Raw genomic sequence first — 22,075 nt, 5'->3', positions numbered from 1 at the left:
GCGTCGGGGCATTCGACCGAGGCCCGATTGTGCGAATTACTTAATTGAATGGGCCGGTAACGGTCGATCTGAAACAGCCTGAAGCGGCGACCGGACGCGAGGCGAATCGCCATTCGCAGATGGAACCGGCCTGCGCCCGCTCGCAGGTCCGGGATAAGATAGACGTTTGCTCCTGGCCGGCATGGCTGAACCCGATCGACACGCTCCGATGAACGCTCCTGAATTGACTGAAGCTGAACACCTTGGCCTCTACCTGCGCGCCACCGACACCGGCGACGAGTGGTGGCGCGTCACCGTAGCGGACCGGCCGCAAACCTATCGCCTCGAACACGGCGTGCAGCACGCGCAAGGCAATGGCGCCGTCGATATCGATCTGGTGGTCGACGCCGAAAACCTGCGCGCCAAGCTGAAGAAGTGGCATCGGGAAGGTTTCGTCTTCGAGGCGCGAGGTGCGGTACCAGAAGCGGATGCACTGCAACGGGCAGCGTTTATGCCGGACCTGCAGCGAGCGGCGGCGCAGCGGCGTGCGTGTGCTGGCGCCCCTGGCGCTGGCCTCGGCCCCGGCTCCAGCTCCAGCTCCGGTGAGGCCCGTGCCGCGACGGTTCGCATCGGCGAAGTCGACGTGCCCTGCGGCGCCGGCGGCCCGCTCGTGCCGCGCGTCAACCCTGCCTATCTGTTCTCCGAGCGCTTTAACGACATCGTCGAAGATATCGTCGAAAACAAACGCGTCATGCTGATCGGCCACACCGGTGCGGGCAAGACCAGTCTGATCGAACAGGTGGCGGCGCGTGCCGGTCATGGCGTGGTGCGCTCGAACATGAACGGCCAGACGACGGTGGGCGATTTCGTCGGCTTCTGGACCGTCAAGGGCGGCGAGACGCTCTGGGTCGACGGCGTCCTGCCCACTGCCATGCGCGAAGGACTCTGGCTGATCGTCGACGAGATCGACTTCGCCGAGCCGTCGATTCTCGCCGCGCTGACCGCCGTGCTCGAACCGCATGGCCGCCTCACGCTGAAGGAAAAAGGCAACGAGGTCGTGGCGCCTCATCCGGCGTTTCGCCTGTTCGGCACGGCCAATGCGGTCGGCGCCATGAGCCAGTTCCGCCATCTGTATCAGGGCGCGAATCTCATGAATGAGGCGTTTCTCGACCGGTGGCGCGTCTATCTGCTCGACTATCTCTCGCCGGCCGAAGAAACCGACGTGCTGGTGCGCACGCTCGCCCCGCATATGACGCCTACTGTCGCCGCCACGCTCGCGGCGATCGCAGCCGATTGCCGTGCGGCGTTTGCACGCGAAGACCTCGCGAGCGCCTTCTCCACCCGGCGGCTCCTCGACTGGGCCGAACTGATGCTGCGCACCGGCGACCCCGAGCGCGCGGCCGGCCCTGCCATCTACGCCAAGGTGAGCCCGGAAGACGCCACGCTGATCCGCGGCATCATTCGTCATCACATCGCTCCGGCGGAGTGAGCGCGATGCACGCGGCGCGCGACGCCAAAGGATTCGAGTTCGAGTCCGCGCTCAGCAAGATTGCGCGCGTCCTCACGGGGCAGTATGGCGTGAGCGTCGTGTTCAGTCCGGATGGACCGCGGGTCGAGCGCGGACGGATCGTCATTCCCGATTACGAGGTGGGCGGCGCCCTCTCGACCGATGTACTGGTCGGCTATCTCGACCTGCTAGTGGCGCGCGCAAAACATTCGGACCTCGCGCAACTCGAAGCGCTGCCTCGCGGTGTCGAAGCGAACCTCGCGCAGGTGATCGAAGACCGGCGCGTGTGCGGCCAGTTGCTCGACGAGTATCCCGGTGCGCGCTGGTTTATCGGCAAGCTGCGCGCACATGCTGCGGCCCGCACGCAGCAAGGCTGGAATCGTCTGCGCTGGCGCGAGCGCTTTATCTGGCGCGTCGAGCGCAGGCTGTGGGACGAGACCACCAGCGGCGCGGAAAACAGCCAGTCGCTTTCCGCTGCGATGGTGGCCGCGCACGATCTGCTCGAGCGGGCGAGCCGCAGCCGGTCGACCGCCGACAGCATCGCCGCCGCGCGGGAGATTCTGGCGCGGGTCCGGGCGCTATCCGCGGGCGACGTCAATAACATGATGTTCACGGGCAGCACCGCGGAGGACATCGATACCGATCCGCTGCGCTCCTCCTTCGAGCCGTTCGAAAGCGACGGCACGCGCGCCAGCGAAGAGAACGCAGCAGCCGCGCCGCTGGATCCGGGCGGTGGCGCCGAGGCCTTGAACGGCGCCGGCATGGGGCACGCGCTCGCCGATGCGCAACCGTCCGCCGCGCGTGCGGACAGCACGGTACAACCCCTGCGCGCGTCTGCCCGGATGGTGATGTCGATCCCGCTTGCCACCGAATTCGACGTGGTCAACGACCAGACGGGCCGCGGCGACCTCGCCGCCTGGCGCGAACTGCGCACGCGGGCGCGAGCCGAAACCGCGCAACTCAAGGAAAAGCTCGAGCGCGCACTCAGCGCCGACGAGCGCACGCGCTGGCGGCGCGAGCAGGAGCGCGGCGAGATCGACCGGCCGTCGCTGGCGAAGCTCGCCACGTCGCCCGGCTATCGAACCCCGTTCAAGGTGAAACGCGCCACCAAAGGACGCGACGTGGCCGTCACGCTGCTGATCGATCGCAGCGGTTCGATGGCGGGCCGCAAGATCGAACTGGCCCAGTTGTGCGCCGCCGCGCTAGGCGACGCGCTAACCCAGTTGGGCTTCGATTGCGAAGTGCTCGGCTACAGTTCGATCGAATCCCCGCAGATGAAACTGCTCTACGCCCGGCAAAAGGCCGCCGGCGCAGATTTGCACCGCTACAACCGGCTCGTCGAACGGCTCGATCTGCAGATCTATAAACGTTTTGGCACGGCGGATCTGAGCGGCCTCACCGGCATCGACTGCGGTCACGAAAATCCGGACGGCGAAGCACTCGCCTGGGCAGCGACGCGGCTCGCCGATCATGCCGCCGAGCGCCGTATCCTGATGGTGTTCTCCGACGGCTATCCCGCCACCGGCGACGGCGATCCGCTGGTGTTGCGCAGCGATCTGCGGCAACGCGTGACGGCGATCCAGAAGACCGGTATCGAACTGGTGGGGATCGGCGTGCTGACCGACGCGGTGGAGGCGTTTTATCCGCACAACGTGGTCGTGAGCCGGCTGGCAGAACTGCCGTCGACGGTGTTTTCCGTGTTGAGCGCGATGTTGCTGAAGCGGTAGAGACAATTCGAGGCGGATTCAAGGCAGATTCAGACGCGCAGAATCAAAGCGTATTCAACGGAATCTTCAGATAGCGCACGCCGTTTGCCTCCGCCTCCGGCAACGCTCCGGCGCGGATGTTCACCTGAATGGCGGGCAGAATCAGCGTCGGCATCTCGAGCGTGCGGTCGCGCGCCGTGCGCATCGCAACGAATTCGTCCTTCGTCACACCGTCGTGCAAGTGGATGTTGCTGCGCCGCTGCTCGGCCACCGTGGTTTGCCATTGCGGCTCGCGCGTCGAGGGCGGGTAATCGTGGCACATGAAGAGCCGCGTTTGCGCCGGCAGCGCGAGCAGTTTCTGCACGGAGCGGTACAGCATCCGCGCGTCGCCGCCTGGAAAATCGCAACGCGCCGACCCTACGTCCGGCATGAACAGCGTGTCGCCGACGAACACCGCATCGCCGATCTGGTACGCCATGTCCGCTGGCGTATGGCCCGGCACATGCAGCGCCCGCGCCTGCAACGCACCGATGCTGAAGGTTTCGTCCGGCGCGAACAGATGATCGAACTGCCTGCCGTCAGCGTGAAGCTCCGCACCGAGATGGAAGACGCCCTTGAAGACCCCTTGCACCGTGCGGATGTTTTCGCCGATCGCGATGCGGCCACCCAGCGCTTCCTTCAGGTACGGCGCCGCCGACAGGTGATCGGCGTGCGCGTGCGTCTCAAGCAGCCACGCCACCTGCAAACTGTGCTCGCGTACGAACGCGACCACCCGCTCCGCCGATGCGGTCGACGTGCGCCCGGCTTTCGGGTCGTAATCGAGCACCGGGTCAATCACCGCGCAGGCCGAGCCGTCGCCCGCATGGACCACATAGGTCACGGTCGAGGTGGCGTGATCGAAAAAAGCTTCAATGAGGAGCGGCATGGTCGATTTCCGGCGAGCGGTTCAAAGCCATATTATTCGCTATTGCGCGCCGGCAACGGCGCTCAGGCCCACCTATGCGCTCCGCGTAGCGCCACCGAGGGTTTGACTCTAGACAATTGCGGGCAGCGCATGCCGATAATCCGTTCAGGGCCGGCGGACCTGGCTGCCGCGGCCCGCCCTGGACAACAAGCACCTCACGGAGTGTGCATGCGCAAGCTCGGATTCAAGCAGAAACTCTGGCTACCGCTTCTCGTCAGCCTGACCGCCCTGCTGCTGGTGTCGATCTCCGCTGCCTGGCTGTCCTATCAGACGCGAATCGACGAGCGCAAACACGATCTGGTCAACGTCGCGCATATAGGCCTGTCGATTGTCGAGGAGTACGCAGCGCTTGCGCAGGCCGGCACCCTCACCGAGGATCAGGCTCGCCAGCAGGCGCTCGCCCGGCTGCGCGACATCCGCTACGGCGAGGATGGCTACTTCCTCGTCATCAATTCGCGGCCGCAGATGGTGATGCATCCGATGAAGCCGGCGATGGACGGCAAGGATCTGAGCGGCGTCGCCGACGCCGACGGCCGCCACCACTATGTCGCTTTCGCCTCGACCGCGCAGGCCCCGCAAGGCGGCTTCGTCGACTACGTGTTTCCCCGGCCGCATATCACGCCGGCCACGGCGGTCGACAAGCTGGGCTACGTCGTACGTTATGCGCCTTGGGACTGGATTATCGCCACCGGCGCTTACACAGACGATATCGCCGCTGCGTTCCATAATTCCCTGTACGCAGCGGGCGGCGTGTTCCTCGTGCTCGCCGTGCTGCTGGCGTTGCTGGTCGCGCTTATCAACCGCAGCATCGAACGCACCATTGGCGGCGATCCGCACTACGCCGCCGACATCACAGAAGCGATCGCCTCGGGCAACCTCGCCATCGGCATCCGCACGCGCAGGAACGACACCGATAGCCTGATGCAGACCATCCGGCGCATGCGTGATGCGTTGAAACGCACCATCGGCGAGATTCGCGGCGTCGCCGACAACGTGGCTGTCACCGCTCGCCAGATTGCCAGCGGCAATGCGGACCTCTCGGCGCGCACCGAGAGCCAGGCGGCTGCGCTACAGCAGACCGCGTCGAGCCTGGAAGAAATGACCTCGATGGTGCACCAGACTGCGGAGAACGCCCGCAGCGCGAGCCAGCTCGCAACCAACGCCGCGCAGGTCACCGACCGCGGCGGCGCGATGGTGGTCGAGGCGGTCGCCACCATGCGCGACATTTCCAGCGAATCGCAGAAGATGGTCGACATCATCGCGGTGATCGAAGGCATCGCCTTTCAGACGAATATCCTCGCGTTGAACGCCGCCGTCGAAGCCGCAAGGGCCGGTGAGGAAGGCCGCGGCTTCGCGGTGGTGGCGGGTGAAGTGCGCAATCTGGCGCAGCGCAGCGCGAGTGCTGCCAAGGAAATTCGCGGATTGATCCAGAACGCCGTGGGCAAGGTGGGCTCGGGCGCCGAGCTGGTCGAGCGGACCGGTGCGACGATTCAGGAAGCGCAGGACGCCATGGCGCGTGTGACCAGCATCGTGCAGGAGATCGCCTTGGCGGTGGCGCAGCAGAGCGAGGGCATCGAACAGATCAACGTGGCCGTCACGCAGATGGACAACGTGACGCAACAGAACGCCGCGCTCGTCGAGCAGGCGGCTGCGGCGGCACTGTCGTTCGAGGATCAGGCGCGGCAGTTGCAAGCGGCCGTGGCGGCGTTCGACGTGGGGGAAACTTCGCATGGCTCAGCGGTCCAGCATTGAAGCTGTGGCGCTATGTCTTGAAGCTGAGCGCGTGGCCGCGCCCGCGCCCGAAGGTTGACCCGGCGCCCCCCACGTAAGCCCGCCTTAGCCCGCCTCATCCCAGGTGCGGGTTGAAGTCGTATTGTTCGATCTGGCCGCCACGCGCCACCACCGCCGTACGCTCCGGAATCTCCTCCCACCAGCCGGGCAGATCCACCAGCGGCTCGGACAACACCAGAAACGCATCGTCGCCGGCCGCGGCGATACGTGCATCGTGCGGATACAGTTCATGCAGGTGGTGGAACGACGTGCTGTGAAACAACGTGCGCGAATCGCGCTCGCTCGAATAACGTACTGCGATGATCTGCTCGCCATCGGTCGCGCAGACCGTCATGTTCAGCGGGTGTTCGACGCCGTTCTTGTGGCCGGTGGCCTCCACAAAAGCGACCATCCGCTCCAGCGCGGTGACCGGCGTCAATTCCAGGCCGAAGGTCAGCGCGAGATAGAACAGCACTTCAGAGTCGGTCGAACCTTCGATCGACGGGAACAGTTCCGGCTTGATCGCCAGCATCAGTTCGCGCCGCACCAACGGGTAATTGCGCACGAGGCCGTTGTGCATGAATAGCCAGCGTCCGTGGCGAAACGGGTGGCAGTTGGTTTCCTGCGCGGGGGTGTCGGTGGCTGCGCGAATATGCGCGACAAAAAGCGGCGAGTGGATCGCGCGAGCGGCTTCGCGCAGGTTGCGGTCGCTCCAGGCGGGCTGCATACAGCGGTAGCGGAACGGGATGTCCGTAGGACGCCCGTACCAGCCGATGCCGAAGCCGTCACCATTGGTGGTGGTTTTGCCAAGGCGCGAATGCAGGCTTTGATCGATCAGCGAATGTTTGGCGCGGAACAGAACCGTCTCGAGTTGGACGGGATTGCCGGTGTAGGCCAGCCAGCGACACATGTGGGACCTCCTCGGGTTGATTCGGGATATCGGGACCTACGCGGTTGGCTTACCCGAACGCGTGCGAAGCCTGGTCCAACACCTCGTCGGCCCATTGACTAATACTTTTACCAGCTGCCGCGGCGGCGACACTGACTGCGGCATGGACCTCGGGGCGGATGCGGAGCATGAGTTTGCCCGACGCGGCCTTTTGAGGTTCCCGCCCGGTCTTCTCACAATCGTCCAGGTAGTGATCGACTGCTTTGCGAAAGTCAGCCGTCAACCCGGCTACTGTTTCGCCGTGGAAAGTGATGCGGTCCGACACACCGAGCACATGTCCAACAAAAATGTTGTCGGCTGGATCGAATCCGACCTTGCCCAGATAACCCTTATAGGTCATTGCATTCATCATGGCGTTACTCCCAATTCGATGAACCATTCCCGCACTTCCTCCACCTGATACCTTTTCGCGTCCTTGCCCGGATGCGGTCGATGCAAATATCGTCGACTGCCATTCAATTCGAATGCAATCCGCGAACCGGCGCCTTCCCTGACTTCGCCTCCTAACGCAACGATCAGCGATTCAATTTCCGCGAACACGATGCCGCCGGGCGTAGGTCGTTTGAAGACCGCGTGCAATGTCGATTTGTGCCTGGCTTTCATGGTCGATGATATCATAAAGTGATATCATAACGCGCCACGTATCTCGATAAAGCTGCGTCTCACTGGCACGTTGATGTCGCGCAAATTTTCAGCGCTGCAGCAGTTCTCTGTGCAGGCCGCCACTTACTTCGGCGGCAACTGCGCAATAGGAATCAGAAACTCCGAAAACCCCGTCAATATGATCTGCACGCCAATGCAGAGCAGCAGAAACGACGACACCCGCATCGCCACCTTGGTGCCTTCGACGCCAAGATAGCGGGCAAAAATGACGGCACGGCTATAGGTGACATAGACGACCACGGCCACGATGATCGAGATCACGACCGAGGCGATGCTGGACAGCACGAACTCGGACAGCTTGTGGGTTCGGTTCGCATTCAGCGCGATAGCCGTGGCGAGCGAACCCGGCCCGGTGGTCAACGGCACCGTGAACGGGAAGAAAGCCCGTGACGTGGCGTTCTCCGCATCGACCCGCTTGACGGCGGATTCCGCCGGCGGCGTATCGGGCGCATTGAGCATGTTCCAGCCGGCGACCGCGACAGCCAAGCCACCGCCGATGCGCAGCGCCTCCATGGAAATGCCGAAGAAATGCAGAACAGGCGTGCCGAGGAAGAACGCGACGAGCAGCACGCACATCACGTTGATGGCAATCTTGCGCGCCAGCGCGGTGCGTTCTTCAGTGGTAAGCGATGCAGTCCGGTCAAGGAAAACGAAGGCAATGCCGAATGGATTGATGATGCTGATCAATCCGGTAAACCCAAACAGAATGTCCGAGATCAGACTTTCCACCATGTTGACGATCCGCATCGAGCGACAGCTCAGATGGGTCCCGGCCGGGACGCGATGAGCCATCGGATTGTGTCTGGCTGGACGGAACCTGCTTCCCCGCCCAGATCGTTCTTCTGTTATTCACGCGGTCAGACCATGCGGGCAAACCCGATTGCCGTAGACACCCATGGCCACACTATGGTCGCACGCCTAATCATATCCCGGCCGCTCCCGTTACGACCGCCGCGGCTCAAAGCCTTCAAATTGCCTACATCTTTTTGACGACCTTTACGGACCAGAGCCATCTGGCATAAAGTCGGGACGGAAGACTGGCTTCCCCAGACGCACCTACCGTTCGAGGAGTTGCTCCCCATGTTCCTTCGCATTCTCGCCGCGCTGCCGTTCATCGGCATCCTGCTCGGCGTGCCGTTCGTCAACCGTGTCGAGCCGCTCGTGCTGGGCATGCCATTCGTGCTTGCATGGATCGTCCTGTGGGTGATCCTGATCTCGATCATCATGGGAATCGTCTACCGGCTTGATCCGACCAATCGTCAAACCGCCGTCGATACCGAAGAGGCCCGATCATGAGCAGCGCTCTCGTTATCATCGCCCTCTTCACGGCATTCGCGCTGTATCTCGGACTGCGTGCCAAGCGCGGTCACGACATGAGTCTCGAACAGTGGACCGTCGGCGGCCGCAGTTTCGGCACCGCGTTCGTTTTCCTGCTGATGGCGGGTGAGATCTACACCACCTTCACCTTTCTCGGCGGCAGCGGGTTCGCCTACGGCAAGGGTGCGCCGGTCTATTACATCCTCGCTTACGGGTCGCTCGCCTACATCCTGTCGTACTGGATGCTGCCGCCCATCTGGCGCTTTGCCAAAGCCCAGCGGCTGATCTCGCAGCCGCACTTCTTCGCCCGCAAATACGACAGCCCGGCTTTGGGCGTGCTGGTCGCGCTGGTCGGCGTGGCTGCGCTGATTCCGTATCTGGTACTGCAACTGAAGGGACTCGGCATCATCGTCGCAACCACCTCGTATGGCGCGATCTCGTCGACCTCCGCCGTCTGGATCGGTGCCGCGGTGGTGACGTGCTACGTGATCGTCTCGGGGGTGCGCGGCTCGGCGTGGAACTCGGTCGTCAAGGACACGCTGATTCTGGCGATCGTGCTGTTTCTCGGCATCTATCTGCCGATCCATTACTACGGTGGCCTTAGCGATATGTTCCGGACGATCGACGCCGCCAAACCCGGCTTCCTCACTTTCCCCGCCAAGGGGTCGAGTGTGGCGTGGTTCCAGTCGACCGTACTGCTCACCGCGCTTGGGTTTTTCATGTGGCCGCACACCTTCGGCTCGGTATTTACAGCCAAGGACGAACGCATTTTCCGCCGCAACGCGATCGTGCTGCCGCTCTATCAGCTGATCCTGCTGTTCGTGTTCTTCGTCGGTTTTGCGGCCGTGCTGAAAGTGCCGGGCCTGAAAGGCGGCGATATCGATCTCTCGCTGTTCAAGTTGTCGTTGCAGACCTTCGATCCCTGGTTTGTCGGGATCATCGGCGGCGCGGGCGTGCTGACCGCGCTGGTGCCGGGCTCGATGATCCTCAACACGGCCTCGACCCTGCTCGCCAATGACGTGTACCGCGGCCTGCTCAAGCGCGATGCAGCCGACGAGTCCGTGAAGAAGCTTGCACGCGTTCTGGTGCCTGTCGTCGCTCTGGTCGCCGTGGCTTTCACGTTGCATGGCGGCGAAACCATCGTCGCATTGCTGTTGATGGGCTACAGTTTCGTCACCCAGCTGTTTCCGGCCATGGTGTGCAGCCTCGCGCCGCATAACCGGGCGACCAAACAGGGGGCGTTCTGCGGAATTCTGGCCGGCGTGGCGGTGGTGGCAGTGACGACACTGATGCATCTCAGCATGGGCCAGTTATTCCCGTTCCTGCCCGATGTCGCCAAGGACGTGAATATCGGTTTTGTCGCACTGGCCTTGAATATCATCGTATTCGTGCTGGTCAGCGCGGTCACGCAGCCGCGCGCCAGCGGGCAACAGCCGGCGCATACGCAAGTGCATTGAGCACGCGACGCGGCTTCTATTTGCAGGTGTCGGCAAATAGAGGCCGCTTTCCCTGGATTGATTGTTAGACATCCTTCGCGATCTGCGAATCTATCTGTTTCCAATAACAGCGCCAATCGGCGCCAAGCAGTGCCAATTCCCTCCTCAAACTGCTCCTATCAATCCATTCATAAGCCATTTCTACCTGCAATCGATAATTGATTAAACTTTCCGGTAATGGTGACGTTATTATTAGTCACCCACTTCGATATTAAGAACGCCAAATGAACGAAGATACCGTGGAGTTACCCGTCAGGGCAGTGCCGGCCGCATTGAACCTTGACACCGTTCCGGTCGGCACGCCGCTTGACTGGCCTATCGTGGACGGCGACGGCACCTTGCTGCTCGATGCCGGCGCGATCCTGGTCGGCGTCGAGGAACGCAAGTTCCTGTTCGACAACTTCAAGCCGCAGCGCGGCGACGTGCCTGATGCCGACGCATCGCCCGGCGAGGCTGGCGCCGCCAGGACCGACACGTCGGATCCGCTGGCGGTCAAAGACATGCATCTGACGATCGGTGCGCTGATCGGCGTGCGTCTGCATGTGGGCAGCGCCGCGCCGATGCATCCGTGCCGCATCATCGGTTTCGCGCCGAACCAGTCGCTGTTCGCTACCCCGCCGCTGTTCGAAGGCAAAATCCTGCCGCTGGGGGTCGGCGAAAACGTGGAGATCGTCGCGATCGCGAGCCAGGCGGTGTTCCGCTTCGTCTGCACGGTCGAAGCGGTCTGCCAGTTGCCGTTCGACTACGTCGTGCTGTCCAGACCAGGGGTAATCCGCCGGCTGCGCGAGCGCAAATCGATCCGCGTGCGGGCTCGCCTCCCGGTGCGCTACGGGGTCGGCGAAACTGGAAACACGTACGAAGGCATCGGCCTCGCGAAGGGCGTCAGCGCGCTTGGCATGTCGCTGACGGCGTCCTGGCCGCTAGGGTCGGTGGGCGAGCGTTTGCGCGTCGCCTTCCGTCTCAAGTCCAAGGAGCTCGACACGACGATCGAGACCACGGCGATCATCCGTAACGTGCAAAAGGGAGTCGCCGGCGAACCCGCCGTGCACGGCCTTGAGCTCGACCGGCTCGACATGGGGCAGCAGATGGCCATGAAGGTCTTCGTGTTCGACCGGCAGGACGACGTCCTGTATTGGACCAACGGCAGCAACAAGTAGCGGTAGCGGACTGCGCACGAATCAGGGCGCCACGGGCTTCACCGACACGACCTGGGGCGTACCGCCCCCGTTGTTGGCGCGCAGTTTCACGCGCCAGTCCGGGTGATCGGCAAACGGAAACTGGGCTAGCGCGCTCTTCACGAGGTACGGAATCGCATGCTGCGGGTCGGCATCGTGATCCACGCTGCTGGCGCTTACTTTGTAGACCTCGTGTCCGTTGGTCTGCTCGAAGAAGCGCAGCGTCAGCGAGTGTTTGTACGAGTGGCCGAACAGTGAGAACGAGGCCTGGCCTGGGCTGCTGCAGTCCGCCTCCGGGCACCCTGCCGTGCCGACGCCCACGCCCGCAAGCCGGGTGTCGTAAGCGATCGACAGCATATAGTGCGCGTGCAGTTCGGTGGCATCGGCGAAGCCGTATTTGCCGAGCTCGGTCCGGATCAATGCTTCGTATTCCCGATGATCTGGTGTGTCGTCCTGCAACGGCGAGCGTGCCAGCACATAGCTGCGCTCGCCTTGCAGCGGCGCAGCCGAGGGCGACGCCCGCACGTCGGTGTTGACGCCGGCACATCCCGTCAGGCCGGCGGCGAGGCTTGCTGCAATTAGCACGGTACCTATCAGCGTGATTTTCATCATCTTCTCGCTTCGTCAAAAGAATACGGTGTGCCCGTCAGGCGCTTCATGGCCGCTAGTCTGCTTGACGCTAGCTACCGCAGCCTGGCGTCGAGTTGCGTATCGAGCTTCGCGTCGAGTGTCGTGTCGTCGAAGGCCGGGAGACACACCGTAAACGCGGTGCCCTTGCCCGGTGCGCTCTCGACCTGCACCTCGCCGCCGTGACGCGTCACGACAGTTTTCACGAAAGCCATCCCGAGTCCCGCGCCGCCGGTCTCCGGCTGCTCGGTTTCGTGGAAACGCCGGAACCGCTGGAATAGCCGGCTCTGCTGATCAAGCGGGATGCCATAGCCCTGGTCGCGGATCGTGCATTGCACGCGTCGCGGCAAGCCGTCGACCGGCCCCACCGTGCAGACGATGCGCGACCCAGGCGGGCTGTACTTCACGGCATTGTTCATAATATTGACAAGCGCACGCGTCATCAACGAGCGATCGGCGCAGATCCAGTAGCCGTCGTCGCCTTCCGCGGCGGTTTCCATCTGGATCTGCTTGGCATGAGCCTGCGGCCACACTTCGTCGCTGGCGTCGATGGTCAGCTCGCTCAGGCTCACCGGTTCGAGAACATACGCCTGCGATTCGGCGCGTGCCAGTTGCACGAAGTCGTCGGCCAGCGTCAGGGCGCGGCGCGAATAACGTGCGATGCGCTCCAGCAGTTCATGTACGTGGCCCGACTCGGTGCGGGCGCGTTCAATCTCGACCAGCGCGAGAATCGAGGCCTGCGGCGAGCGCATGTCGTGCGACAGCAGCCGCAATGCATCCTCGCGCTGGCGCTCCGCCGCGTGCAGCGCAGAAACGTCGACCAGACCGGCGATCCAGCCGGTCACTTCCCCTTCTTCGTTGCTGCACGTCGCGTAGCGCAGCAGGTGGTCGCGCTCGGCCTGATCGCGCACTTCGATGCCCTGCGCCATCAGGTCTGCGAATTCGCGCCGCGCCGGATCGAGGATCGCCGGCCAGTGTGTGCGCGCCCGCGCATCGTTTTCGGCGTCACCCTCGCCGCCGGCATCGATGGTCTTCACGAACGTCAGATCGCCGAGCACCTCGCCCATCAGACGGCCTTGCGGCGGCTGGGCTCCCAGTCGAGCAAAGTGCGTCATCGCGGCGTGGTTGGCAATCAGCACGATGCCGCGCACGTCGCTCACGAGGATCGACTCGGGCATGCTGTCGAGGCTGTCCCAGACGAAGCGCTTCATGTCCTGCACGCGCCGGGCGGCCTGCGCCATCAACGCCATATGCTGCTCCAGCACGTCGCCGCCGAACTCGCGGCGGCGCGGCGGCGTCTCCGGCAGCAGGTGCGGTTCGTCTGCGAGACGCTGCAGTTCCTTGCGCAGATACGTCATGGTCATTTCGAGCCGCCGCCAGTTCCAGATCGGATACACCACGATCAGCCCGAGCACAGCTGGCACCGGCGACACCCACAGCCGTGCGCCGTATAGCAAGGCGGCACTCCCGCAGCCGATGACCGCGCTCAGCGCCGCCGTCAGCAACAACGAACGCCATGGCGAGAGCACGAGGAAGCCCGCCAGCAGCGCGGCGAGCGGCACCAGCGAGACCAGGATCAGCAGAAAAGCCGGGACTGGATCGATAGCCCGGCCGGTCAGCAGCGTGTCCAGAATATTCGCGTGGATATAGACGCCGGGCAGCGGTCCCAGATCACCGGAGACAGGCGTCGCGAAGCGGTCGTATAAGCCCGAGGCGGTCACGCCTACCAGCACGACACGACCGCGCACCGCGTCCGGCGGGACCTCGCCTGCCACGACGCTGGCGAACGACACATGCGAATAGTTCGTTGCGTTCAGGCTGAAGGGGATCAGAAAGCGCGCTTCGTCGACGGGTTCGCGGGTGCGGTCCTGCCGCCCAGCTAACCCTTCGACCGGTTGCGCGAGCCGGATGGCACCGCTTTTGATCGCGCGCCAAGGGGGTACCATCAACTGCGGCCAGCGCGAGTGGGCATCGCCTTCAAACAGCGCGACACTGCGGACGATGCCGTCATTGTCGACTTCCAGATTGATGTGTCCCAGTCCCGCCGCGGCTTCCGCCAGGCGCGGGACGGGTTTGACGACGACCCGTGCACCGTCTTTGTCCTCGGGACTGAGCAGAACCGGCAGATAGGTCGGGCTGAGGGCGACCGCGTGGGCCAGTTGCGCGTCGTCTGCAGCGGCCTCGGTGAACAGCACGTCGTAGATCACGGCGGCCGGCTTCGCCTCGGCCAGCCGCTCCAGCAGGCTCGCGTGGACGCTGCGCGGCCACGGCCAGTGGCCAAGCCGCTCGATGCTCGCATTGTCAATTTCGACCACGACGATATCGGCCAGCGCTGCTTGCTTATGCAGCATCAGGAAGCGGTCATAGACGAGATGATCTATGCCTGCCGTCCAGCGGCCCGAGGCGCTGGCCAGGATCACCGCAATGCCCAGGCAGCCGATCGCGCCCCACTCCAGCAGGAAGCGTCGGCCAGCCGGCCGCCCAAGTCGTGCACGCGGATCGAGGCTCATGCGCGGAGAGTTAGAAGAGTCCTAGCGGGCAAGCGTGAACGACCGGACCGAGCTGCCCTTCTCGTAGAACCGGCCGTTTTCGAACTGCTCGGCAATCACGGTCCAATAATAAACGCCGCGTGGCAGATCCGTCACCACGAGCTCGCCGGCCGGCAGGTCGGTCCGGTCGACAAGCGGACTGCGGAGATCGGGCGAGGCGCCAAGGACGAAGCGGAAACGGGTCTCCACGCCCGGCCGGCTCGCGAACCAGCGGAACGTATAGTCGCGGGTGCCGGCGCGTGGCGTGGCCGACGCGCTCAGACCCAACTGGCGCCGCTCGAAAGCGTAGATCTGCGGCAGGCCTTCAAGGCCATTGCGATCGACTGCGGAGATGCGCACGAAGTAAGTGCCGTCGGGCAGATCGCCGAAATCGGCATGCGGTTCTTTCACCGGTAGATCGCGGATCAGGTCGAGCAGATCCGCATCGCGGGCGATCTGCACGCGATAGCCGGAGGCCTGATTTTCCGGCAAGAGATCGAACGCGACGGTTTTGCCGTCCTGTACCCTGCCGGGATCGGTCAGCGAGGGGGCGGCCAACAATTCGACCGGCGTGCCGATCGAACCGCTCGCGCTGGACACGTTGCCGAAGCGCGCCGACACGAGCTGCTCGGACGCTTGCAGCGGCACACCCGGCGCGGGTGCCGCCGCCGACCCGCTGGCCGGATCCACGCCGACCGCGCCGTCCAGCACTTCCACCGCGGTCTGCTGCTGGGCGGTGTCGTAGCTCACCCGAAAGTGCGTGCCGCGCACGCCCGCCACCACCGACGGCGAACGGATCTGGAAACGATCGTCCTTCTTCGTCGCGTGCGTGACTTCGCTTTCCACCTCTCCACGCTGCAGCAGAAGCACCCGGTCGGAGGCACCCGTCAGGCTGGTCACACGCAGCTTGCCGACCTCGAGCCTCGCGCCCTGCGACAGCGTCACGTGCGAGCCGTCCGGCAGTTCCAGCGACGCGAAGCCATCGTGGCCGGTACGCACGCGATCGCCTTCGCCGAGACTCGTGCCGGCCGCAAGCGGCGTGTACGGGCCGGCGCCAAACGCACGTTCGACCGGACCGCTGACGGCCACCACCCGCGCGGCTTCCTGCTCCTGGCGCAGCAATGCTGCCGGGATTTGCAACTGGATGCCGGCCTGCATGTGGCGCGGCGCCGGCACCTTGTTCAGGCGGCTCAATACGGCCCAATCGTGCGGATCGCGCAGGTAACGTGCCGCTATCTCATACAGGGTGTCGCCGGCCTTGGTCGTGTAGGGCACGGTCACAAGTGACGCGCTTTTGCTGTTGTGCGCCGCGGCCAGTGCCGGGGAAAGCCCGAGCGCCGCGACGAAGCAAGGCACGAAGATCGCCAGCGCACGGCGCGCACTGCCAGCCGCCAGACCCACCGGCGGCGTGAATCCAGAAACCGTCACGCATCCCCCTTTTCGATGCGCTCAAGCCGGTATCCATAGCCGTAGATCGGCGTCAGGCGATAGCCGTTTTCCGGTCTAAGGCCGAGCTTGCTGCGCAACATCGAAACGTGGGTATCCATTGTGCGTGACGGGATTTCAGTGGCCTGCTTCCAGATCACATCGAGAATGTGCGCACGCGAGAGCGGCCGGCTCAGATGCTGGAATAGCAGCAGGGCAAGGTCGAATTCCTTTTGCGTGACCGCCACGGCGGTGCCTCGCACCAACACGTGCTTGGAACTGAGATCGAACTCGTAATCGCCGAAGGTTTCCTTGAGCGCCGCAGTGTTGAGCTTGTACGCTCGCCGCAGCAACGAGCCGACGCGAGCCAGCAGGACGCCCGAGGACACCGGTTTCACGACATAGTCGTCCGCGCCCGTGTTGAGGATCGAAGTGATATCGGTCTCGCGGCTGCGGCTCGTCATGAACAGCACCGGCAAACGCTCGGAGAGGCTCTCGCGCACCCAGCGCAGCACTTCTTCGCCGGACATATCGGGGACGTTCCAGTCCAGCACCAGCAGATCGAAAGTCTGGCGCCGAAGCTGGCGGACCAACGCGCGGCCCTCGGCGTAGGCGTGGCAGATGTGACCAGCGGCCGAGAGCGTTTGACATACCAGATCGGCCTGAGCCGGATCGTCATCCAGGACTGCAATTCTCATAACACCCCGCAACGCAATTCCGTTATTCGTATCTGGATGGCCGGTCATCGGTCAAGAAAGCACGTGCCTCTGTTGGGGCTGCACCGCGGCGTTATCTTTTGCGTCAGACGCGTACCCGGCGCGTCAAGCACGAGACAACGAACTCCGCCACCGACAACTCTATTTATCGATTATTAGTCGTGCGCCACAAACCTGCGTTTAAAACAGGTATCGGGAATATCTCAAAAATGGCGCACGCTTCACCCGGTCACAAAGCGTGATTGGGTTTTTTATCATAATCGAAAACCGCCACCCCCTTCCGAATGTCATCCACCTGCCATCCGGCATCGGCTCAAGCTCTCGAGCCTGTCACTCCACTTCCCTAAAGCACTTCCTTGGGTCATAACCGGGCTTACAGCAGGTCTCGCTCGCGCTAATTCTATGGCCCCGTCTAACCTGTTCTTGTGGGCGCAAAGCTCTTTGCATCGCTCTCGCCTTCGTCATTCTCATCGTCGTTCTGCGGCTTCGACCGACTGTTCAAAGCCGCGTCCAGGTGAATGCGTACGTGCTCCCAGGCTCCGTGTGCATAGTCAGGTTGAGTCGCTGCCCAATCTTGTGCCAGTCCGAATACACGCCGCACTGTCGCGGCGCAAGCACTCAGATCGTCGTCCGAGTCACGCTTCGCCGTCTCACGCAGCAACTCGGCCAGCCACGGCATCTCGGGCGCACACGAATCGGCATAAGCAACCACCGCTGCGCGGGCGTGGCGATCATTCGCCGGATCGAGTTCGATACGCTGCAGGCGCCGCCCGACCTTGCGCTTCTGCTCGTTCGCCCTGAACGGAATGCGCGTCGTGCCTGGTCTAAAAAACATCCAATCCCTCGATTAGCGGTGCAGCACCCGTCACGCTATTTTTTCCAGCGTGATGCATCCCGCATGTTTTTCGTGACGCCGTCCCCGCCATACGTCCGAGTGTCAAATAATTATGGTCTGCGAGACAGTATAAGAACTGTCTCAATTTAAATCGTTTAAAGATTGTTAGATCGGTTTCCGGGTGTGTTCGGGAGCGCGCGTAAAAACGCGGCCTCGACGCGCCAATCCATTGAGGGCAGGCAGGTAGTCAGTATTTTGCGCAGTACCGGCCAGATTATCGTGTTACAGAATTTGTGCGGCCGGCGATTCGTCAGGCGGAATTTTGCTTTCGTAATTGGCGCGGATGCAGCGCGGGACCGTTCGACTATTGCGCTGCCCATTCAGCCAGAGTCGCCACGGTATTCATGTTGCGTGCGGTTCCATTCGTGGCGGCCCGGATCTTCAGTTTTGAGTTTGCGATCCCGTTTGCATAGTGCACGTAGATCTCGCGGGTTCCGAGTGCGATCTCTTCCGTCTGCTGGCCGCTCACCTTGCTCAAGGTGTCCGCAGGCGGCGCTGCGTCGAGAAAGATGGCCACCGTCCGGTTCGGCGCGGCCGACTTGAAGGGGTTAGCGTCAAGCACCGCTGCCAGTTCCGCACCGGTTCGGACCAGCACGCCCACGGGCTTGCCGGCGTAGGCCTCGAGGGCACCTTCCAGCTTTGCCTTGACGGACTTTTCAGAGAGCTTGCTGACAAAGACGACGTTGCCGCTCGCGATGTACGTGCGCACCTTCGTAAAGCCGAGGGATTCGCACATGGCGCGTAGTTCCACCATCGGAAGTTTGCCGGTGCCGCCGACATTCACGGCGCGCAAGAGAGCGATATAGGTCGTCATGTCGGCATTCTATTGCGTGTCGAGCGGTCGCGGTTTGTCTATGGCCGATCCCCTTACGCCTTACCCTTCACCCCGCGCGGGCGATCTCCGGCATCGGCGCGAACAGCGCGTCGAGATCGTCATCGGAGAATTTCACTGTCTCCGCCGCGTCCTCGGACAGAATGCTGTCGGCCAGTGCCGCCTTCTTCTCCTGCAACCGGACAATCTTCTCCTCGATACTGCCCGCCGCGATCAGCTTGTACACGAACACAGGCTTATCCTGTCCAAGACGATGGGCGCGATCCGTGGCCTGATTCTCGGCCGCCGGGTTCCACCACGGATCGTAGTGGATCACCGTGTCCGCTGCCGTGAGGTTCAAGCCGACGCCGCCCGCCTTCAGGCTGATCAGGAAGAGCGGCACCTCGCCGCGCTGAAAACGCTGCACCGGCGTGGCGCGATCGGTGGTGTCGCCGGTCAGGGTGACGTACGGGATCGCGGCCTTGTCGAGCGCCGCCGCAATCAGGTCCAGCATGCCAGTGAACTGCGAAAACAGCAGCACGCGCCGGCCTTCTTCGATCAACTCAGGCAGCATCGCCAGCAATAGCTCGAGCTTGGCCGACTCCTTGACGCGCGCCGCCTTCTCGAGTTTCACAAGACGTGGGTCGCAGCACACCTGACGCAATTTCAGCAGCGCATCCAGCACGATGATGTGGCTTCGGGCAAGTCCCTGCGAATTCACCGCCGCACGCACTTTCGCCTGCATCGCCGTCCGGACGATTTCGTACAGATCACGCTGCGAGCCCTCCAGATCCACCGTACGCACAATCGTGGTCTTTTCCGGCAGCTCTTTCGCCACCTCGTCCTTGCGCCGGCGCAGCATGAACGGACGAATGCGCCGCGCCAGCAGCTCGCGCCGAACGCCATCGCCATTGCGCTCGATCGGATTGCGCCAGCGCTTGGTGAAGTCCTTCTGCGTGCCGAGAAAACCCGGCAACAGGAAGTCGAACTGCGACCACAATTCCCCGAGATGGTTTTCCAGCGGCGTGCCGGTGAGGCACAGACGGTGCCGTGCGCGCAGATCGCGAATCGCAGTCGCCGACTTGGTGGTGGCGTTCTTCACATACTGCGCCTCGTCGAGAATCAGCAGGTGATACTCGTGCTCCGAGAGGACAGCGTGATCGCGCCATAGCAGCGCATAGGTCGTGAGAATCAGGTCGTGCTGGCCGATCAGTTCGAAGCGCTCCTTGCGCTGCGGCCCGTTCAGGACCAGCACCTTCAGATCCGGCGCAAAACGCTGCGCCTCTTCCCGCCAGTTATGGACCAGCGTGGTTGGCAAGACGATCAGCGCGGGACGGTCGAGACGCCCTGCTTCCTTTTCCGCCAGCACGTGGGCGAGCGTCTGCACCGTTTTGCCGAGGCCCATGTCGTCGGCCAGAACGCCGGCCAGGTTGTGCTCGCGCAGGAACTGCATCCAGCTCAAGCCCTGATGCTGATACGGACGCAACTCGGCCCGCAGTCCGCGCGGCACCGGCACCTCCTGCACACCGCCGCCGGTCTGCAGACGCTGTGCCAACTGGCGGATCGACGCGTCGCCCTGGAACTGCCAGCGTCCCGTATCGGTCAGTGCGGCAAGACGTCCGGCATCAAGCTCAGGAATCCTGAGATTCTCGTCACCCTTCCAGCTGCCCAGCCCGTCGAACAGATCGACCAGCACCCGCACCACCGGCTTGAGCCGTCCCGCACGCAGACGCAAGCGTTCGGCGCGGTCGGTGGTCAGTTCGATGGCTTCGTCATCGTCGATCGTTTCGAGCGCCCCGCCGAGCCAGCGGCGGTCGCGCCGGAACAGTCCGGCCAGCAGCGGCTCGAGGCGCACGGTGCGATCACCCAGCGTGATGCCCATCTCGAGGTCGAACCAGCCGTCGCCGGTCCGGCGCGCGGTACCTTCGATTGCATCGATTTCGATCACGTGATGACGGAAGCCGGACGCCAACGTTACGCGCCATCCCGCGTTGCTGAGCGCCGGCAGGGTTTCGTCCACGAAGTCGGGCCAGGCGTCGACATCGGGTAACGCCAGTAGCGTCTCGGGCAGCGTGTGCCGCGCGTGGCCGCCGCTTGCCGGCACCACCTGCAGCCCTGCTTTGCGCAGTTCGAGAAGACGCTTCTTTTCAGTGTCGTAGCGGCGCCGGATATGCAGCACGCTGCCGCCGGGCACCGGCACTAGCGTAGCGCTGCTCTCCGCCTTGATGCTGACGCCTTCGTAGTCGAAGCTGGCCGTTGCGAAGTCCAGCATCTGATTGCGCTGGAAGTGTTTGCCAAGGCCGAGCGCGGACATCGACAGGCTGTTGAGGGCAAGCACCGGCACAGGCTCAACATCGATGACGCGGACTTTGGCCGTATCGAGCGCGGGCGGCAACGGCAGATCGGGTGCGACTTCGCGCAGCACTGCGGCCACCAGCGGCGCCTCGGCGAGCGAAATAGGCGGCATCGACAGGTAATCGGGCAGTTGCGGGAATGGCAACGACAGCTCGACGATGCCCGCCTCGCCCGCCTCGGCGTCGACGTACCAGACCGGCTCGGTGGCGAGCACCATCGCGGCCTGCGGCTCGGTGCGCAGCACCGGCCTCAGACGGTCGTCCGCCTGAGCTTCCCATTCAATGCGGCCCGCTCTTGCCGCGCCCCTCGAGAGCGGGCGTGGCGGATGCCGTGGTGTGCCGTCGGCTGGGTTCGCGGGAAACAGACGCCCTGTCGCCACGAGCTTATGCAGGACGTCGCCGCCGTTCGAGCCACGCAAGATGAAATGCCCGTGGTTCTGACGCGAATGGCCGAGCCACAAACTGCGCAGGATAACCAGGTCGTCGTCGGAAACGAATTTGGGCGCCTTGATCAAGGCTGCTTCGACATTGCTCCACGGTTCGTCGATCGAACGAATCACGCCTTCCGAATCGAGCCGTGCCTTGAAAAGCTGGATCTCGTGGCGCTGTTGATAACGCGACCAGCCGAGCTGATAGGCGAGCGCATGGGTCGGCTCGGCGCCTGGAGTGCGATGGCTCGGGGTGGTCTCGCTTTCGGCGCGTGCACGGAATGTCTCCATCCACCGGACCAGCTCGGGCCGCACGCCCGGCTGCGACTCGACCGCCCCTTCGAGCCCCGCGATCAGCAATGCGGCCATATGCTTGCACTGGTAGCCGACCGGGCACGAGCAGTCACCCTCGACCCATAACTCGTCGCCAATGTCATGAAACTGCACATCCACGACGTACGGGTGCCGTTGCGTACCCTGCACTTCGCCGCTCAGGGTGTTGTTTTCCCAGTGCAGGTTCGACACTGCATCGACGTAGTCGCGCGCCTTCTCGACCGTTTTGGCTCCCAACCACTTCGTAACGTGTTCTCGATCGTAGAAAACTGACGACATCCGGGTGACCCATCCATGCGTGTTCAGGCGAGCGGCAGCGTCGAGGAAATGCCGGGGCAGCCTGACCCGGGCTGCGGATCCTCTGCTGTTCTGCGAGGCCCGCCGAGGGTTGGCGGGGGCCGCATTCGCCACTGCAAACCGACTATTTTACGC

At 63.4% G+C, this 22,075-nt stretch carries 18 protein-coding genes; 6 read left to right on the top strand and 12 right to left on the bottom strand.

Going from position 1 to position 22,075, the window contains the following annotated elements; all coding sequences use genetic code 11:
• The first annotated feature begins 208 nt into the window (after positions 1-208).
• Both P3T17_RS27305 and P3T17_RS27300 read left to right on the top strand, forming a co-directional pair.
• Entirely contained in the window at positions 209-1,468 is a 1,260-nt protein-coding gene (locus P3T17_RS27305; protein WP_429409565.1) for an AAA family ATPase, read from the top strand.
• 5 nt (positions 1,469-1,473) lie between these two features.
• Positions 1,474-3,213: a cobaltochelatase CobT-related protein gene (locus tag P3T17_RS27300; protein WP_429409564.1), complete on the top strand. Its 1,740-nt coding sequence runs from the start codon at positions 1,474-1,476 to the stop codon at positions 3,211-3,213.
• Positions 3,214-3,256: 43 nt separating this feature from the next.
• Here the strand turns inward: P3T17_RS27300 and P3T17_RS27295 are convergent, their stop codons facing one another.
• A complete protein-coding gene (locus tag P3T17_RS27295; RefSeq protein ID WP_429409563.1) occupies positions 3,257-4,117 on the bottom strand; it encodes an MBL fold metallo-hydrolase in 861 nt (286 codons plus the stop codon).
• A 207-nt stretch (positions 4,118-4,324) separates the two neighbouring features.
• Here P3T17_RS27295 and P3T17_RS27290 point away from each other — a divergent pair, with 207 nt between their 5' ends.
• Positions 4,325-5,908 carry a methyl-accepting chemotaxis protein gene (locus P3T17_RS27290; protein ID WP_429409562.1) on the top strand — a complete coding sequence of 528 codons (1,584 nt, stop codon included), beginning with the start codon at positions 4,325-4,327 and terminating at the stop codon, positions 5,906-5,908.
• A 94-nt stretch (positions 5,909-6,002) separates the two neighbouring features.
• Here P3T17_RS27290 and P3T17_RS27285 read toward each other — a convergent pair whose 3' ends face one another.
• The 4 genes from P3T17_RS27285 to P3T17_RS27270 form a co-directional block, all read right to left on the bottom strand.
• Positions 6,003-6,836, bottom strand: a complete 834-nt coding sequence (locus P3T17_RS27285; RefSeq protein ID WP_074268384.1) for a class II glutamine amidotransferase — start codon at positions 6,834-6,836, stop codon at positions 6,003-6,005.
• 49 nt (positions 6,837-6,885) lie between these two features.
• Positions 6,886-7,227 (bottom strand): type II toxin-antitoxin system HicB family antitoxin, encoded by a 342-nt coding sequence (locus P3T17_RS27280; RefSeq protein ID WP_429409561.1) that lies wholly within the window; start codon positions 7,225-7,227, stop codon positions 6,886-6,888.
• Entirely contained in the window at positions 7,224-7,478 is a 255-nt protein-coding gene (locus tag P3T17_RS27275; protein ID WP_429409560.1) for a type II toxin-antitoxin system HicA family toxin, read from the bottom strand. Before P3T17_RS27275 ends, P3T17_RS27280 begins: the two co-directional genes overlap by 4 nt.
• Positions 7,479-7,601: 123 nt before the next feature.
• Complete coding sequence (locus P3T17_RS27270) at positions 7,602-8,270, bottom strand: MarC family protein (protein WP_074269428.1); 669 nt, start codon at positions 8,268-8,270, stop codon at positions 7,602-7,604.
• 348 nt (positions 8,271-8,618) lie between these two features.
• Between P3T17_RS27270 and P3T17_RS27265 the strand changes: the two genes are divergently transcribed.
• The 3 genes from P3T17_RS27265 (at position 8,619) to P3T17_RS27255 (ending at position 11,508) form a co-directional block, all read left to right on the top strand.
• Entirely contained in the window at positions 8,619-8,834 is a 216-nt protein-coding gene (locus tag P3T17_RS27265) for a DUF3311 domain-containing protein (protein WP_074268382.1), read from the top strand.
• Positions 8,831-10,312: a sodium:solute symporter family protein gene (locus P3T17_RS27260; protein ID WP_074268381.1), complete on the top strand. Its 1,482-nt coding sequence runs from the start codon at positions 8,831-8,833 to the stop codon at positions 10,310-10,312. Before P3T17_RS27265 ends, P3T17_RS27260 begins: the two co-directional genes overlap by 4 nt.
• A 263-nt stretch (positions 10,313-10,575) precedes the next feature.
• On the top strand, positions 10,576-11,508 hold the full coding sequence (locus P3T17_RS27255) for a flagellar brake protein (protein ID WP_074268380.1): 933 nt from the start codon (positions 10,576-10,578) through the stop codon (positions 11,506-11,508).
• 21 nt (positions 11,509-11,529) lie between these two features.
• Here the strand turns inward: P3T17_RS27255 and P3T17_RS27250 are convergent, their stop codons facing one another.
• From P3T17_RS27250 to P3T17_RS27220, 7 genes are all read right to left on the bottom strand, one after another.
• On the bottom strand, positions 11,530-12,138 hold the full coding sequence (locus tag P3T17_RS27250) for a DUF4136 domain-containing protein (RefSeq protein WP_429409559.1): 609 nt from the start codon (positions 12,136-12,138) through the stop codon (positions 11,530-11,532).
• Positions 12,139-12,209: 71 nt separating this feature from the next.
• A complete protein-coding gene (locus tag P3T17_RS27245; protein ID WP_429409558.1) occupies positions 12,210-14,663 on the bottom strand; it encodes a CHASE2 domain-containing protein in 2,454 nt (817 codons plus the stop codon).
• A gap of 21 nt (positions 14,664-14,684) precedes the next feature.
• A complete protein-coding gene (locus P3T17_RS27240; RefSeq protein ID WP_429409557.1) occupies positions 14,685-16,109 on the bottom strand; it encodes a FecR domain-containing protein in 1,425 nt (474 codons plus the stop codon).
• On the bottom strand, positions 16,106-16,804 hold the full coding sequence (locus P3T17_RS27235) for a response regulator transcription factor (RefSeq protein WP_074268376.1): 699 nt from the start codon (positions 16,802-16,804) through the stop codon (positions 16,106-16,108). Before P3T17_RS27235 ends, P3T17_RS27240 begins: the two co-directional genes overlap by 4 nt.
• 430 nt (positions 16,805-17,234) lie before the next feature.
• On the bottom strand, positions 17,235-17,657 hold the full coding sequence (locus P3T17_RS27230; protein ID WP_074268375.1) for a hypothetical protein: 423 nt from the start codon (positions 17,655-17,657) through the stop codon (positions 17,235-17,237).
• A 364-nt stretch (positions 17,658-18,021) separates the two neighbouring features.
• Positions 18,022-18,531 (bottom strand): DUF1697 domain-containing protein, encoded by a 510-nt coding sequence (locus P3T17_RS27225; protein ID WP_429409556.1) that lies wholly within the window; start codon positions 18,529-18,531, stop codon positions 18,022-18,024.
• A 67-nt stretch (positions 18,532-18,598) separates the two neighbouring features.
• Positions 18,599-21,922: an SNF2-related protein gene (locus P3T17_RS27220; protein WP_429409555.1), complete on the bottom strand. Its 3,324-nt coding sequence runs from the start codon at positions 21,920-21,922 to the stop codon at positions 18,599-18,601.
• Between the last annotated feature and the right edge of the window lie 153 nt (positions 21,923-22,075).

It is taken from the genome of Paraburkholderia sp. GAS82 (assembly GCF_050436285.1).
In the GTDB taxonomy this organism is placed as follows: domain Bacteria; phylum Pseudomonadota; class Gammaproteobacteria; order Burkholderiales; family Burkholderiaceae; genus Paraburkholderia; species Paraburkholderia phenazinium_B.
This window is presented reverse-complemented; position numbering and strand designations above follow the sequence as displayed.

What these genes read in the sequence shown, in the direction of transcription:
- P3T17_RS27280 (WP_429409561.1), bottom strand. Translation starts at nt 7,227, where the DNA reads ATGATGAATGCAATGACCTATAAGGGTTATCTGGGCAAGGTCGGATTC.
- P3T17_RS27300 (WP_429409564.1), top strand. Translation starts at nt 1,474, where the DNA reads ATGCACGCGGCGCGCGACGCCAAAGGATTCGAGTTCGAGTCCGCGCTC.
- P3T17_RS27270 (WP_074269428.1), bottom strand. Translation starts at nt 8,270, where the DNA reads ATGGTGGAAAGTCTGATCTCGGACATTCTGTTTGGGTTTACCGGATTG.
- P3T17_RS27220 (WP_429409555.1), bottom strand. Translation starts at nt 21,922, where the DNA reads ATGTCGTCAGTTTTCTACGATCGAGAACACGTTACGAAGTGGTTGGGA.
- P3T17_RS27255 (WP_074268380.1), top strand. Translation starts at nt 10,576, where the DNA reads ATGAACGAAGATACCGTGGAGTTACCCGTCAGGGCAGTGCCGGCCGCA.
- P3T17_RS27225 (WP_429409556.1), bottom strand. Translation starts at nt 18,531, where the DNA reads ATGACGACCTATATCGCTCTCTTGCGCGCCGTGAATGTCGGCGGCACC.
- P3T17_RS27250 (WP_429409559.1), bottom strand. Translation starts at nt 12,138, where the DNA reads ATGATGAAAATCACGCTGATAGGTACCGTGCTAATTGCAGCAAGCCTC.
- P3T17_RS27230 (WP_074268375.1), bottom strand. Translation starts at nt 17,657, where the DNA reads ATGTTTTTTAGACCAGGCACGACGCGCATTCCGTTCAGGGCGAACGAG.
- P3T17_RS27295 (WP_429409563.1), bottom strand. Translation starts at nt 4,117, where the DNA reads ATGCCGCTCCTCATTGAAGCTTTTTTCGATCACGCCACCTCGACCGTG.
- P3T17_RS27260 (WP_074268381.1), top strand. Translation starts at nt 8,831, where the DNA reads ATGAGCAGCGCTCTCGTTATCATCGCCCTCTTCACGGCATTCGCGCTG.
- P3T17_RS27235 (WP_074268376.1), bottom strand. Translation starts at nt 16,804, where the DNA reads ATGAGAATTGCAGTCCTGGATGACGATCCGGCTCAGGCCGATCTGGTA.
- P3T17_RS27305 (WP_429409565.1), top strand. Translation starts at nt 209, where the DNA reads ATGAACGCTCCTGAATTGACTGAAGCTGAACACCTTGGCCTCTACCTG.
- P3T17_RS27265 (WP_074268382.1), top strand. Translation starts at nt 8,619, where the DNA reads ATGTTCCTTCGCATTCTCGCCGCGCTGCCGTTCATCGGCATCCTGCTC.
- P3T17_RS27290 (WP_429409562.1), top strand. Translation starts at nt 4,325, where the DNA reads ATGCGCAAGCTCGGATTCAAGCAGAAACTCTGGCTACCGCTTCTCGTC.
- P3T17_RS27285 (WP_074268384.1), bottom strand. Translation starts at nt 6,836, where the DNA reads ATGTGTCGCTGGCTGGCCTACACCGGCAATCCCGTCCAACTCGAGACG.
- P3T17_RS27275 (WP_429409560.1), bottom strand. Translation starts at nt 7,478, where the DNA reads ATGAAAGCCAGGCACAAATCGACATTGCACGCGGTCTTCAAACGACCT.
- P3T17_RS27245 (WP_429409558.1), bottom strand. Translation starts at nt 14,663, where the DNA reads ATGAGCCTCGATCCGCGTGCACGACTTGGGCGGCCGGCTGGCCGACGC.